Source organism: Enterobacter sp. PL_is511 (assembly GCF_055816065.1).
The window spans coordinates 81361-95200 of record NZ_JBVPGP010000014.1 but is presented as its reverse complement, the minus strand read 5'-3'; the positions used below and the strand labels follow the sequence as shown (position 1 = coordinate 95200).

At 58.1% G+C, this 13840-nt stretch carries 9 protein-coding genes; 1 reads left to right on the top strand and 8 read right to left on the bottom strand.

Annotated features, from left to right (window positions below):
• Window position 1: 1 nt before the first annotated feature.
• Window positions 2–832 carry a rhomboid family intramembrane serine protease GlpG gene (gene glpG, locus AC0TN7_RS02410; RefSeq protein ID WP_024908892.1) on the bottom strand — a complete coding sequence of 277 codons (831 nt, stop codon included), beginning with the start codon at window positions 830–832 and terminating at the stop codon, window positions 2–4.
• Window positions 833–879: 47 nt separating this feature from the next.
• Window positions 880–1212 carry a thiosulfate sulfurtransferase GlpE gene (gene glpE / locus AC0TN7_RS02405; protein ID WP_008503062.1) on the bottom strand — a complete coding sequence of 111 codons (333 nt, stop codon included), beginning with the start codon at window positions 1210–1212 and terminating at the stop codon, window positions 880–882.
• 188 nt (window positions 1213–1400) lie between these two features.
• On the opposite strand from glpE, the gene glpD reads away from it, so the two are divergent.
• Window positions 1401–2909 carry a glycerol-3-phosphate dehydrogenase gene (gene glpD, locus AC0TN7_RS02400; RefSeq protein ID WP_234085105.1) on the top strand — a complete coding sequence of 503 codons (1509 nt, stop codon included), beginning with the start codon at window positions 1401–1403 and terminating at the stop codon, window positions 2907–2909.
• 95 nt (window positions 2910–3004) lie between these two features.
• On the opposite strand, the gene glgP is transcribed toward glpD, so the two are convergent.
• From glgP to asd, 6 genes are all read right to left on the bottom strand, one after another.
• On the bottom strand, window positions 3005–5452 hold the full coding sequence (gene glgP / locus AC0TN7_RS02395) for a glycogen phosphorylase (RefSeq protein ID WP_032648304.1): 2448 nt from the start codon (window positions 5450–5452) through the stop codon (window positions 3005–3007).
• Window positions 5453–5470: 18 nt separating this feature from the next.
• Window positions 5471–6904, bottom strand: a complete 1434-nt coding sequence (gene glgA, locus AC0TN7_RS02390) for a glycogen synthase GlgA (RefSeq protein ID WP_008503065.1) — start codon at window positions 6902–6904, stop codon at window positions 5471–5473.
• Window positions 6904–8199: a glucose-1-phosphate adenylyltransferase gene (glgC, locus tag AC0TN7_RS02385; RefSeq protein ID WP_008503066.1), complete on the bottom strand. Its 1296-nt coding sequence runs from the start codon at window positions 8197–8199 to the stop codon at window positions 6904–6906. Before glgC ends, glgA begins: the two co-directional genes overlap by 1 nt.
• Window positions 8200–8216: 17 nt before the next feature.
• Window positions 8217–10190, bottom strand: a complete 1974-nt coding sequence (gene glgX, locus AC0TN7_RS02380; protein WP_473701809.1) for a glycogen debranching protein GlgX — start codon at window positions 10188–10190, stop codon at window positions 8217–8219.
• On the bottom strand, window positions 10187–12373 hold the full coding sequence (gene glgB / locus AC0TN7_RS02375; RefSeq protein ID WP_148769374.1) for a 1,4-alpha-glucan branching enzyme: 2187 nt from the start codon (window positions 12371–12373) through the stop codon (window positions 10187–10189). Before glgB ends, glgX begins: the two co-directional genes overlap by 4 nt.
• 249 nt (window positions 12374–12622) lie before the next feature.
• On the bottom strand, window positions 12623–13726 hold the full coding sequence (gene asd, locus AC0TN7_RS02370) for an aspartate-semialdehyde dehydrogenase (RefSeq protein ID WP_024908885.1): 1104 nt from the start codon (window positions 13724–13726) through the stop codon (window positions 12623–12625).
• Window positions 13727–13840: the final 114 nt, after the last annotated feature.

Genomic DNA, 13840 nt, shown 5'->3' with positions numbered 1-13840 from the left:
ATTATGTTCGTTTTCGCGCATGGAGCGTGTCGGCAAACGCCATCGCCAGCCCCACGGCCAGCCCGGCGACGTGTGCACCGTTGGCGATAGACATACCAAACAGATCAAACCATCCGGCAATTAGCCATATTAACGCAAAGGTTATTAATCCGCGCTGCAGATAGATGCCGCTTTCCGGGTCGCGCTCCCCACGAAGCCAGACGTAGCCCATCAGGGCATACACAACGCCCGATAGCCCGCCGAACCACGGCCCGCTGAACTTGTGCTGCACGTAGCCGCTCAGCAGGGCGCTGATAAGGGTGATAACGATCAGCTTGCCGCTGCCCAGACGCTTTTCAACGGCACCGCCGAGATACCACCACCAGAGCAGGTTAAAGAGGATATGCATCACCGAGAAGTGCATCAGCGCGTGGCTAAAGTAGCGCCAGACGTCAAACTCAACAGACGGATCATAGGGCCACGCCAGGGCAATCATCACGCTCTGGTCGCCGACCACGTTCATGATAATGAAGACAATGATGCAGGCCGCCATCAGCAGCAGCGTAAACGGGCCCGCGCGCTCGCGAATGGTGGCGATGAAGGGAAAGCGGCTGTAGTGCAATCCGCTTCCGGTCTGGCCGGACTGCCAGCTTGCCGCCAGATAGCGCGGGTCGCCAGGGTTCTCAAGAAAACGCGCCAGTTCCTCGTTTACCCGCCCGGCCTGGCTCTCATCGGCCAGCCAGACGTCGGTCTGCGTATGTTGCTGAATAGTCAGAATAACGCCCTGCGTCGCCATATAGTCGACAAACGCCTGGGCGACGCGCGGGTTGGTAAAAGAGGTGATCATCAACATGGGCAGCGGTCGCTTATTTCCACACAAAAGGGGACAGTATAGCGGGATCAGCGCTCAAAAGCGTATTCCACTTCTGCCGGGAAATGACGATGCCAGGCATCGAAGCCGCCGTCGACGCTGTATACCGCGTCGTAGCCCTGCTGAAGCAGATACTGCGCCGCGCCTTTGCTGCTGTTGCCGTGATAGCACATGACCATGACCGGCGTGTCGAAGTCGTTATCGCGCATAAACGCGCCCAGCGTGTCGTTGGTGAGATGGAACGCGCCCGGCGTATGGCCCATCGCAAAACTCTGCGGATCGCGGATGTCCACCAGCACCGCTTTTCCCTGGTGCATCTTCTGGTGGGCTTCTTCTACGTTAATACATTCAAACTGATCCATGGTGTTCTCTTTACAGTGGTCAACGACAAGATTTTACCCCGTAGTGTACGTCCTGGCGGCGGGTAAACGCCATTATGTTATCCATATCACTCTAAATTGTTTTTTTGATGTTACCAAAAGCGCGTTCCTTTGCTATTATGAGCGATATCGAACATTTCTGAGCTTTAACGAAAGTGCATGAGGGTGTTATGGAAACCAAAGATCTGATTGTGATAGGCGGTGGCATCAACGGTGCCGGTATTGCGGTCGATGCCGCAGGACGCGGTTTATCCGTACTGATGCTGGAAGCTAACGATCTCGCCTGCGCGACGTCGTCCGCCAGCTCCAAACTGATTCACGGTGGCCTGCGCTACCTGGAACACTACGAATTCCGTCTGGTCAGTGAAGCACTGGCCGAACGTGAAGTGCTGCTGAAAATGGCCCCGCATCTGGCGATTCCGATGCGCTTCCGCCTGCCCCATCGCCCGCATCTGCGTCCGGCATGGATGATCCGAATTGGTCTGTTTATGTACGATCATCTGGGTAAACGCACCAGCCTCCCGGGTTCGAAAGGTTTGCGTTTTGGCTCAGAATCGGTCCTTAAGCCTGAAATCGTGCGCGGATTCGAATATTCCGACTGCTGGGTGGACGATGCCCGCCTGGTGCTGGCGAACGCGCAGATGGTTGAGAAGAAAGGCGGCGAGGTGAAAACCCGCACTCGCGCGACCGCTGCCCGTCGTGAAAACGGCCTGTGGATTGTGGAAGCGGAAGACATCGATACCGGCGAGAAATTCAGCTGGAAAGCGCGCGGCCTGGTGAACGCTACCGGCCCGTGGGTGAAACAGTTCTTTGACGAGGGCATGCATCTGCCTTCCCCGTACGGCATCCGCCTGATCAAAGGCAGCCACATTGTGGTGCCGCGCGTGCATACCCAGAAGCAGGCGTACATTCTGCAGAACGAAGACAAGCGCATCGTGTTTGTGATCCCGTGGATGGACGAATTCTCGATCATCGGCACCACCGACGTGGAGTACAAAGGCGATCCGAAGAACGTTGAGATCGACGAGAGCGAAGTGAACTACCTGCTTAAAGTGTATAACGCGCACTTTAAGAAACAGCTGTCGCGCGACGACGTGGTCTGGACTTACTCCGGCGTGCGTCCGCTGTGCGATGACGAATCTGACTCACCGCAGGCCATCACCCGCGACTATACGCTCGATATTCACGACGTAGACGGCCAGGCGCCGCTGCTGTCCGTGTTTGGCGGCAAGCTCACCACCTACCGCAAGCTGGCCGAGCACGCGCTGGAAAAACTGGCGCCGTACTACAAAGGCATTGGCCCGGCATGGACCAAGGGCGCGGTACTGCCCGGCGGTGATATCGGCGATAACCGCGATGATTACGCCGCGAAGCTGCGCCGTCGCTTCCCGTTCATCACCGAAGGGATGGCGCGCCACTATGCCCGCACCTACGGCAGCAATACCGAGCTGTTCCTGGGCGATGCGAAGGACATTGCGGATCTGGGCGAGCATTTCGGCCACGAGCTGTACGAAGCCGAGCTGCGTTACCTGGTTGAGCACGAATGGGTGCGTCGTCTGGACGATGCTATCTGGCGCCGTACCAAAGAAGGGATGTGGCTCAACGCCGAACAGCAGTCTCGCGTGGCGCAGTGGTTACTGCAACATGCGGGAAAGCGTGAGCTGTCGCTGGCGTCTTAATGCGATCGGTGCGGGCTGATGCCCTCACCCTGACCCTCTCCCACAGGGAGAGGGAACAAACACTAAAAACGGCAACCGAGGTTGCCGTTTTGCTTTTATAACCTCACCGGATCAATATGCCAGATCGTCTCGGCATACTCCTTAATGGTCCTGTCAGACGAGAAATACCCCATATTGGCGATGTTATACATCGCGGCGCTGGTCCACTTCTCCGGCTGGCGATACAGTTCGTCCACCTTGTCCTGACAGTCCACGTAGCTGCGGTAATCCGCCAGCACCTGATAGTGATCGCCAAAGTTAATCAGCGAATCCACCAGATCGCGGTAGCGGCTCGGTTCATCCGGGCTAAACACGCCGGTCGCGATCTGCGTCAGCACCTGACGCAACTCTTCATCCCCTTCGTAATATTGACGTGGCGAGTAGCCTTTTCTGCGCAGCGCCTCCACCTCTTCTGTCGTATTACCGAAGATAAAGATATTGTCTTCGCCCACGTGCTCCAGCATCTCGACGTTCGCCCCGTCAAGCGTACCGATGGTCAGCGCGCCGTTAAGGGCAAACTTCATGTTACTGGTGCCGGATGCCTCCGTCCCCGCCGTGGAAATCTGTTCAGAGAGATCCGCCGCCGGGATGATCAGCTGCGCCAGGCTGACGCTGTAGTTCGGAATGAACACCACCTTCAGCTTGTCGCCAATGTCCGGATCCTGGTTAACCACCTTCGCCACGTCGTTGATGAGATGAATAATGTGCTTCGCCATGTAGTAGGCCGACGCCGCCTTACCGGCGAAAATCTTCACGCGCGGCACCCATTCGGCCGTCGGATCGGCCTTGATGCGGTTGTAATGGGTGATCACGTGCAGCACGTTCATCAGTTGACGCTTGTATTCGTGGATGCGTTTGATCTGCACGTCGAACAGCGCTTTCGGGTTTGCCACCACGTTGAGGTGCATCGCCAGCCAGACCGCCAGACGCTTTTTGTTCAGCAGCTTGGCTTCGCGCACGGCTTTGTTCACCGTCGGGAAATCTATATGCTGTTCCAGCTCGCTCAGCTGGCTCAAATCGGTACGCCAGGTGCGGCCGATATTCTCGTCCAGCACCTCAGAGAGCGGCTGGTTGGCCAGCGCCAGCCAGCGGCGCGGGGTGACGCCGTTGGTCACGTTGCAGAAGCGCGTCGGGAAGATCTTCGCAAAGTCCGCAAACAGCGACTGCACCATCAGGTTCGAGTGGAGCTCGGACACGCCGTTGACCTTGTGGCTGATGACAACCGCCAGCCAGGCCATGCGCACGCGACGACCGTTCGACTCATCAATGATGGACGCGCGGCTCAGCAGGCCGGTATCGTTCGGATACTGCTCCTGCAGCGTCTTGAGGAAGTAGTCGTTAATCTCAAAGATAATCTGCAGATGGCGCGGCAGGATTTTGCCGAGCATGTCCACCGGCCACGTTTCCAGCGCTTCGCTCATCAGCGTGTGGTTGGTGTACGAGAACACCTGGCAGGTCACCTCAAAGGCGTCGTCCCAGCTGAACTTATGCTCGTCGATCAGCAGGCGCATCAGCTCCGGAATAGAGAGCACCGGGTGAGTGTCATTAAGGTGGATCGCGGTTTTCTCCGCCAGGTTGGCGTAGGTTTTGTGCAGCTGATGGTGGCGGCTGAGGATGTCCTGAATGGTCGCCGAAACGAGGAAATACTCCTGACGCAGGCGCAGCTCGCGGCCCGAGTAGGTCGAGTCATCCGGGTACAGCACGCGGGACACGTTCTCGGAGTGGTTTTTATCCTCCACCGCCGCGAAGTAATCCCCCTGGTTAAATTTACCGAGGTTAATTTCGCTACTGGCCTGGGCGCTCCACAGGCGCAGCGTGTTGGTGGCGTCGGTGTCGTAGCCGGGGATAATCTGGTCGTAGGCCACGGCCAGGATCTCTTCCGTTTCTACCCAGCGGGATTTTTTCCCTTCCTGCTGAATACGTCCGCCAAAACGCACCTTGTAGCGCGTGTTGTGGCGCTTAAACTCCCACGGGTTGCCGTACTCCAGCCAGTAGTCCGGGGACTCTTTCTGACGCCCGTCGACGATGTTCTGCTTGAACATGCCGTAATCGTAGCGAATACCGTAGCCGCGGCCCGGCAGCGCCAGCGTCGCCAGCGAGTCGAGGAAGCAGGCGGCGAGACGTCCCAGACCGCCGTTACCGAGGCCCGGGTCGTTCTCTTCGTCGATCAGTTCTTCTAAATCTAACCCCATCTCTTCCAGTGCGGTTTTGACGTCGTCATAAATACCGAGCGACAACAGCGCATTGGACAGCGTGCGGCCAATCAAAAATTCCATCGACAGGTAGTAAACCTGACGCGTCTCCTGCGAGAGCTGGGCGCGGTTTGAGCGCAGCCAGCGTTCAACTAAGCGGTCACGCACGGCAAACAGGGTGGCGTTCAGCCACTCGTGCTTGTTGGCAATAACCGGATCTTTCCCGATGGTGAACATCAGCTTGTAGGCGATGGAGTGCTTTAACGCCTCAACGCTGAGCGTGGGTGAAGAGTAGCTAAATGGAGCGTTCATATCAGTAACTTCGCCTCGTTACATCAAGCGTTGATAGAGATCGCGGTATGACTGCGCCGCGACATGCCAGCTAAAGTCCATGGACATCGCCTGACGTTGTACGTAACGCCACAGCGATGGACGGGACCACAAGACGAAAGCACGCCGAATCGCCCGAAGCAGCGACCAGGCATTACTGTCCTCAAAGACAAATCCGCTGGCGATACCGTCCGCCAGGTTTTCCAGAGAGCTGTCGGATACGGTATCCGCCAGCCCGCCCGTGCGGCGTACCAGCGGCAGGGTGCCGTATTTCAGGCCGTACAGCTGCGTCAGGCCGCAGGGTTCGAAACGGCTTGGCACCAGAATGACGTCCGCGCCGCCCATAATGCGGTGCGAGAACGCTTCGTGGTAGCCAATCTGCACGCCCACCTGCCCCGGATGTTCCGCGGCGGCGGCAAGGAAACCTTCCTGCAGCACCGGGTCGCCCGCGCCGAGCAGCGCCAGCTGTCCCCCCTGCTCCAGTAAACCGGGCAGCGCCTCCAGCACCAGATCCAGCCCTTTCTGGCTGGTCAGGCGGCTCACAACGGCGAACAGCGGCACTTTGTCGTTCACCTTGAGGCCCATCGCAATCTGCAGCTGGCGTTTGTTCTCCGCTTTGTCTTCCACGGAATCACGACCGTAGCGCGCCGCCAGCAGGAGATCGGTTTCCGGGCTCCAGATCTGTTCATCCACGCCGTTCAGAATGCCCGACAGGCGGCCTTCGCGATGGCGCTGCTGCAGCAACCCTTCCATGCCGTAGCCAAACGCCGGCTGGGTGATCTCACGCGCGTAGGTTGGGCTCACCGCCGTGATGTGATCGGCGTAGTACAGCCCCGCCTTCAGGAACGAGATCTGCCCGTTAAACTCCAGACCGTGCATGTTAAAGAACGACCATGGCAGATCGATGTCATTCATGTGATGGGCGTAGTACATCCCCTGATACGCCAGGTTATGCACGGTAAAGACCGATTTCGCCGGGTGGCCGCGCGCGGCGAGATACGCCGGGGCAAGCCCGGCGTGCCAGTCGTGCGCGTGCACCACATCCGGACGCCAGAACGGATCCAGCCCCGTCGCCATTTCGGCGCCGACCCAGCCGAGCAGCGCAAAGCGCAGCACGTTGTCGGTATAAGCGAACAGGTTCGTATCGTGATACGGGCTGCCCGGTCGATCGTATAAGTGCGGCGCGTCGATCAGGTAAATCCCTACGCCATTGTAATGTCCAAACAGCAGAGTGATGCGTCCGGCGAAGGTCTCACGGCGGGTCACCACTTTCGCATCGGGTATACCACGCCGGATATCCGGAAAGGCGGGCAGCAGGACTCGGGTATCCACGCCTCCGGCGATTTGCGCTGCCGGTAATGCACCCAAAACATCTGCCAGACCGCCCGTTTTCAACAACGGGAACATCTCAGAACATACGTGTAAAACCTGCATCATCGCTCCTGTTTGATCTGCAGCTTCCGCAACATTTCCCGTGTGACTAACACGATCCCCTCTTCCGAACGGTAGAAACGACGCGCGTCTTCTTCCGCATTCTCCCCAATAACCATCCCTTCAGGGATGACGCAGGCACGGTCGATCACGCAACGACGCAGACGACACGAGCGCCCTACCCAGACATCCGGCAACAAGACTGCCGAATCGATATTACAGAAAGAATTTATCCGCACGCGGGGGAACAGCACCGACTGCACCACCACCGAGCCTGAAATAATGCACCCGCCGGACACCAGCGAGTTCAGCGTCATACCGTGGCTGCCGGAGCGGTCCTGGACGAACTTGGCCGGCGGCAGCGACTCCATATGGGTACGAATCGGCCAGTTCTGGTCGTACATATCCAGTTCAGGCGTGACCGATGCCAGATCGAGGTTCGCTTTCCAGTACGCTTCCAGCGTGCCCACATCGCGCCAGTAAGGTTCCGCATTCGGGTCGGACTGCACGCAGGACAGCGGGAAAGGATGTGCATACGCCATGCCAGCTTTCGTGATTTTCGGAATGATGTCTTTACCGAAGTCGTGGCTGGAGTTTTCGTCTTTGTCGTCTTCTTCCAGCAGCTCATAAAGATAATCTGCGTCAAAGACATAGATCCCCATGCTGGCAAGCGATTTGGTGTCATCGCCCGGCATGGTTGGCGGGTTCGCCGGTTTTTCAACGAAGTCGATAATTTTGTCGTCGGCATCCACGTGCATGACGCCAAACGCCGTCGCTTCAGCAACGGGCACAGGCAGACACGCCACGGTGCAGCGCGCCCCTTTTTCGACGTGGTCGATCAGCATGTGGGAGTAATCTTGCTTGTAGATGTGGTCCCCGGCGAGGATCACGATGTATTCCGCGTTGTAGCGACGAATGATGTCGAGGTTCTGGGTCACCGCATCCGCTGTCCCGCGATACCAGTTCTCGCCGTGAACGCGCTGCTGCGCAGGGAGGAGATCGACAAACTCGTTCATCTCTTCGCTGAAGAATGACCAGCCGCGCTGGATATGCTGAACCAGCGTGTGCGACTGATACTGCGTTATGACGCCAATACGGCGAATGCCCGAGTTCAGGCAGTTGGAGAGCGCAAAGTCGATGATGCGGAACTTACCACCAAAGTGAACAGCCGGTTTGGCGCGCTTGATGGTCAAATCTTTCAGACGGGTACCACGCCCACCCGCAAGTATCAGGGCAACCGTTTTTAATGGTAGCTGGCGTGCCAACATTAAGGGATCGTTCTTCTCTAATCTAACCATGACTAACTCCTTTTTTATCATCTTTGGAATACGCACACTCCGTGCGCAGGCCCGTGCCAGACAGCCATTACTACCGGATTATCCACTCCGGCAAAGGGGGGAACAGCTCGCCATTCCCCTTCAGGTAAAACAATCTCTGCGACGTCATCCGTCGCGTTCAGCGTGACCAGCCATTTATCCGACAGCAGGATTTGCAGGCGTGGTACGCCGTGTTGCCAATCTTGCGCGCTTAACGGTTGCGCGTCTTGATTCAGCCAGCGAACGTTGCCGTCACCCTCTTCCCACCAGCGGTCGGCGGTCAGCGCGGGGATCTGCTGGCGAAGATGGATCAGCGCAGCGGTAAAATGAATCAGCCCGCTGTTCGCTTCACCCCAGTCGAACCAGGTTAACGTGTTGTCCTGGCAATACGCATTGTTGTTACCGTGCTGGCTGTGGCCGTGTTCATCGCCTGCCAGCAGCATCGGCGTGCCCTGCGACAATAAAAGCGTTGTCAGCAGCGCATGTACGCTGGCGCGTCGCCGCTCTATCACATCCAGACTTCCGCCTAACCCTTCTATACCATGATTAAAGCTATGGTTATTGTTAGTGCCATCGCGATTCTCTTCGCCGTTTGCCTCATTGTGTTTCTGATTGAAACAAACGCAGTCCCTGAGGGTAAAACCGTCGTGCGCCGTCAACAGATTGACGGTGGCCGACGGGCGTTTGCCGTCGCGCTTAAAGAGATCGCTTGAAGCGGCAAAGCGTCCGGCAAACTCCCCGAGCGACAGATTCCGCTCCAGCCAGAAGCGGCGTACGGCATCGCGGTAGTGGTCGTTCCACTCGGCAAACAGCGGCGGGAAATTCCCGACCTGATAACCGCCTTCTCCGATGTCCCACGGCTCGGCAATGAGCTTCACCTGCGAGAGCACCGGACAATTTTTTATCGCCTCAAACAGCGGCGCCTGCTGGCTGAACGCCGGCGTGCGCCCCATCACGGGCGCCAGGTCGAAACGAAAACCGTCGACGTGGAACGTTTCCACCCAGTATTTCAGGCATTCATAAGCAAAATGCGTGACCGCCGGATGGCTGAGATTGAGCGTGTTGCCGCAGCCGGTCCAGTTCTCATAATCGCCATCCTGCCTGATCCAATAATAGCTACGGTTATCAATTCCGCGCATGGAGAGCGTCGGACCGTCGAGATCGCTTTCGGCACTGTGGTTCAGCACGACGTCCAGAATGACCTCAATGCCCGCCGTATGAAGCGCCTTCACCGCATCGCGAAACTCGTCCCGCGCCTTTTCCGGATGAGCGGCATAGCGTGGCTCAAGCGCGAACATCGCCAGCGGGTTGTAGCCCCAGTAGTTGCTGAGCCCCAGCCGCTGCAGGCGCGGCTCGCTGGCAAAATGGGCGACGGGCAGCAGTTCCAGAGCGGTGATGCCGAGGTGCTTCAGGTAGGCGATCATGGTGGGATGCCCGAGCGCCTTATAGGTACCGCGCATCTCTTTGGGGATCGACGGGTGCAGGTACGTCAGTCCTTTGACGTGGGCTTCATAAATGACGGTATGGCCCCACGGCGTCTGCGGCGGGGCATCGTCTTCCCAGTCATAAAGATCGTTCACCACCACGCTTTTTGGCGCGACGGGCGCGCTGTCGCGGTGGTCGGGATCGCCGTAACCCACGTGGAAGAGCGGGTCGTCTTTAAATTCGCCGTCCACGCGGTGCGCGCACGGGTCAATCAACAGCTTCGCCGGATTAAACCAGTGCCCCTGCGCCGGATCCCACGGACCGTGTACGCGAAAGCCATAGTGCAAGCCTGGCCGCCCTCCGGCCAGGTAGCCGTGCCAGGTATCCCCCGTGCGCGCGGGTAAATCGTAACGGTGCTCGTTACCTTCCCCGTCAAACACGCACAGTTCTACCCGCTCAGCGTGAGCGGAAAAGAGGGTGAAATTGACCCCCTTCCCGTCAAAACTCGCCCCGAGCGGTTCGGGTTTACCTGCCGTAAGCTGCGTCATTCGCCCTCCCGCATTAGCCAGATGGTGCCAAGCGGCGGCAGCGTCAGGCTCAGGGAGTTGGGTCGTCCGTGGCTTTCGATGGCGTCGCTCTGTACCAGCCCGCCGTTACCGGCGTTACTGCCGTGGTAGTGCATCGAGTCGGTATTCAGAATTTCGCGCCATTTGCCCGGCTGGTTAATGCCGAAGCGGTAGTGTTCGCGCGGCACCGGCGTAAAATTGCTGGCGACGATGATCTCGTTACCGGCTTTGTCACGACGCACAAAGACAAACACCGAGCGTTCGTGGTCGTCCACCACCAGCCACTCAAAGCCGTACGGATCGAAGTCGAGCTCGTGCAGCGCTTTGTGGTGGCGATAGGTCAGGTTCAGATCGCGTACCAGCCGCTGCACCCCGTGATGCCAGTTGTCGCCGCCTTCCAGCAGATGCCAGTCGAGGCTGGCGTCGTGGTTCCACTCGCGCCCCTGGGCGAACTCATTTCCCATGAACAGCAGTTTCTTGCCCGGGAAGGCAAACATCCAGCCGTAATAGGCGCGCAGGTTGGCAAACTTCTGCCACGCGTCGCCCGGCATGCGGTCGAGAATCGATCTTTTGCCGTGCACCACTTCATCGTGGGACAGCGGCAGCATGAAGTTTTCGGTGTAGTTGTAGAGCATCCCGAACGTCAGCTTGTCGTGATGGTACTTACGGTGGACTGGATCCAGCTTCATGTAGTCGAGCGTGTCGTGCATCCAGCCCAGGTTCCACTTATACCAGAACCCCAGGCCGCCTAATGACGGCGGACGGGAGACGCCCGCAAAGTCGGTCGACTCTTCCGCCATAGTTACGGCACCGTCCACCTGCTCGCCGATAATGCGGTTGGTATTACGCAGGAATTCAATGGCCTCCAGGTTTTCGCGGCCGCCAAACTCGTTCGGGATCCACTCCCCCTCTTTGCGGCTGTAGTCGCGGTAGATCATCGACGCCACCGCATCCACGCGCAGGGCATCGATGCCAAACCGCTCGATCCAGTACAGGGCATTCCCGACCAGGTAGTTTGCGACCTCACGGCGACCGTAGTTGTAGATCAGCGTGTTCCAGTCCTGGTGATAGCCTTCGCGCGGGTCGCTGTGCTCGTACAGCTTCGTGCCGTCAAACTCTGCCAGCGCGAAATCATCCGCAGGGAAATGACCCGGCACCCAGTCGAGGATCACGTTCAGCCCGGCGGCGTGCGCGGCATCAATGAAATAGCGGAAGTCGTCGCGCGTGCCGAAGCGGCGCGTTGGCGCATACAGCCCGGTGGGCTGATAGCCCCAGCTGCCGTCGAACGGGTGCTCGTTGACCGGCAGCAGCTCAAGGTGGGTAAAGCCCATCCATTTTGCATACGGCACCAGCTGGTCGGCAAGCTCCCGGTAGCTCAGCCAGAAGTTGTTATCGGTGTGGCGACGCCAGGAGCCAAGATGGACTTCATAGACGGAGATCGGCGCATCAAAGCGGTTAGCCTGCTTGCGCTCCTCCGTCTGAACGACCTTCTCCGGCAGGCCGCAAATCAGCGACGCGGTATCCGGGCGCATCTGCGCTTCGAAGGCATACGGGTCGGCTTTAATGCGCAGCTTGCCGTGGGCGTCGATCATCTCGAATTTATAAAGCTGCCCGTGGTGCGCCCCGGGGATAAACAGCTCCCAGATGCCGGTTTCCCGGCGCAGACGCATCGGGTGGCGGCGGCCGTCCCAGTAGTTGAACTGTCCGACAACGGAGACGCGCTGGGCATTGGGCGCCCACACGGAGAAGCGCGTGCCGGTAATGCCGTCCATGGTATCGGCATGGGCACCCAGCGTTTCATAAGGGCGAAGATGCGTCCCTTCGGAGAGCAGCCAGGCATCCATCTCTTTAAGCAGAGGGCCAAAGCTGTAGGGATCGTCAATCAGGTTTTGCTGACCGTGCCAGAGAACGGCGAGCTGATAGCGAAACGGGTTTTTACGACGGGGCATTACGCCCGAGAAGAAGCCACGGGAATCGAGGCATTCAAGATTACCCACCTTGCGGCCGGTTTTGGGTTCAATCACCCAGACTTCTGTGGCATCCGGTAACAGTGCCCGAACTTCAAGGCCATCCTCAGTACGGTGCATCCCAAGCACAGAAAAGGGGTCAGCAAAATGACCCGCAATAAGCGCATTAATCACGTCTCTATCCACACGATCGGACATGGTATTCATCCTGTTTTTTATGTCGTCCTTTTTAAGCGCTCCGGGACGACTTTTAATGTGACCTGAACGGGACAGCACAAAAATGTGCATCCAATCTGCTCCGTTCGAACCTCAGGTAAGAAATGACTCTTCCTTAAAGCATAGCCAACGCTCTAGATGACTCCTGATAAAAAATAAGACATACGCGTGTTACTCCATGTAGTACGCAAAAAAAAGGGGTGAAAATCACCCCCGGTATTTAACAAATTATTACGCCAGCTGGCGCAGCATGCGGCGCAGCGGCTCGGCAGCGCCCCACAGGAGCTGGTCGCCAACGGTGAACGCGGAGAGATACTCCGGCCCCATGTTCAGCTTGCGCAGACGGCCAACCGGCGTGGTCAGCGTGCCGGTAACGGCAGCCGGGGTCAGCTCGCGCATGGTGATATCGCGATCGTTTGGCACCACTTTCGCCCACGGGTTGTGCGCGGCCAGCAGCTCTTCCACGGTCGGAATAGACACATCTTTTTTCAGTTTAATGGTGAAGGCCTGGCTGTGGCAGCGCAGCGCACCGATACGCACGCAGAGGCCATCAACCGGAATGGTGTTCGCGGTATTGAGAATTTTGTTGGTCTCAGCCTGGCCCTTCCACTCTTCGCGGGTCTGGCCGTTATCCAGCTGTTTGTCGATCCACGGGATCAGGCCGCCGGCCAGCGGTACGCCAAAGTTATCCACCGGCAGCTCGCCGCTGCGGGTCAGCTGGGTCACTTTACGCTCGATATCCAGAATAGCGGATGCCGGGTTTGCCAGCTCGGTCGCAACGCTCTGGTGCAGCTGGCCCATCTGGGTCAGCAGCTCGCGCATGTGACGCGCGCCGCCGCCGGACGCCGCCTGGTAGGTCGCCACGGAGACCCACTCCACCAGATCCTGCGCGAACAGGCCGCCGAGGGACATCAGCATCAGGCTGACGGTGCAGTTACCGCCGACAAAGGTTTTCACGCCGTTGTTCAGGCCATCGGTGATCACGCCCTGGTTAACCGGGTCGAGAATGATGATGGCATCGTCTTTCATGCGCAGCGACGAGGCCGCGTCAATCCAGTAGCCCTGCCAGCCGCTTTCACGCAGCTTTGGATAGATTTCGTTGGTATAATCGCCGCCCTGGCAGGTCACAATAATGTCGAGCGCCTTCAGCGCTTCCAGATCGTAAGCATCCTGCAACGTGCCTGTGGTACCACCAAAGGACGGAGCAGCCTGGCCGAGCTGGGAAGTGGAGAAGAAGACCGGGCGGATAGCGTCGAAATCGCGCTCTTCAACCATGCGTTGCATGAGTACAGAGCCGACCATACCGCGCCAGCCGATAAAACCAACGTTTTTCATAGCATTTTTTTCCTGCTGAGGGTGTGTGCTGTTTGTGCAAGCCAGTATTGAACTGGGATATGCTTCACATTACAAAATGCTGCCAAAGTCGCAAGCGAAATTAATCGATGATTG

Bases quoted from the DNA above. Each gene is read 5' to 3' on its own strand.
- glpG (WP_024908892.1), bottom strand. From the start codon at position 832: ATGTTGATGATCACCTCTTTTACCAACCCGCGCGTCGCCCAGGCGTTT.
- glpE (WP_008503062.1), bottom strand. From the start codon at position 1,212: ATGGATCAGTTTGAATGTATTAACGTAGAAGAAGCCCACCAGAAGATG.
- glpD (WP_234085105.1), top strand. From the start codon at position 1,401: ATGGAAACCAAAGATCTGATTGTGATAGGCGGTGGCATCAACGGTGCC.
- glgP (WP_032648304.1), bottom strand. From the start codon at position 5,452: ATGAACGCTCCATTTAGCTACTCTTCACCCACGCTCAGCGTTGAGGCG.
- glgA (WP_008503065.1), bottom strand. From the start codon at position 6,904: ATGCAGGTTTTACACGTATGTTCTGAGATGTTCCCGTTGTTGAAAACG.
- glgC (WP_008503066.1), bottom strand. From the start codon at position 8,199: ATGGTTAGATTAGAGAAGAACGATCCCTTAATGTTGGCACGCCAGCTA.
- glgX (WP_473701809.1), bottom strand. From the start codon at position 10,190: ATGACGCAGCTTACGGCAGGTAAACCCGAACCGCTCGGGGCGAGTTTT.
- glgB (WP_148769374.1), bottom strand. From the start codon at position 12,373: ATGTCCGATCGTGTGGATAGAGACGTGATTAATGCGCTTATTGCGGGT.
- asd (WP_024908885.1), bottom strand. From the start codon at position 13,726: ATGAAAAACGTTGGTTTTATCGGCTGGCGCGGTATGGTCGGCTCTGTA.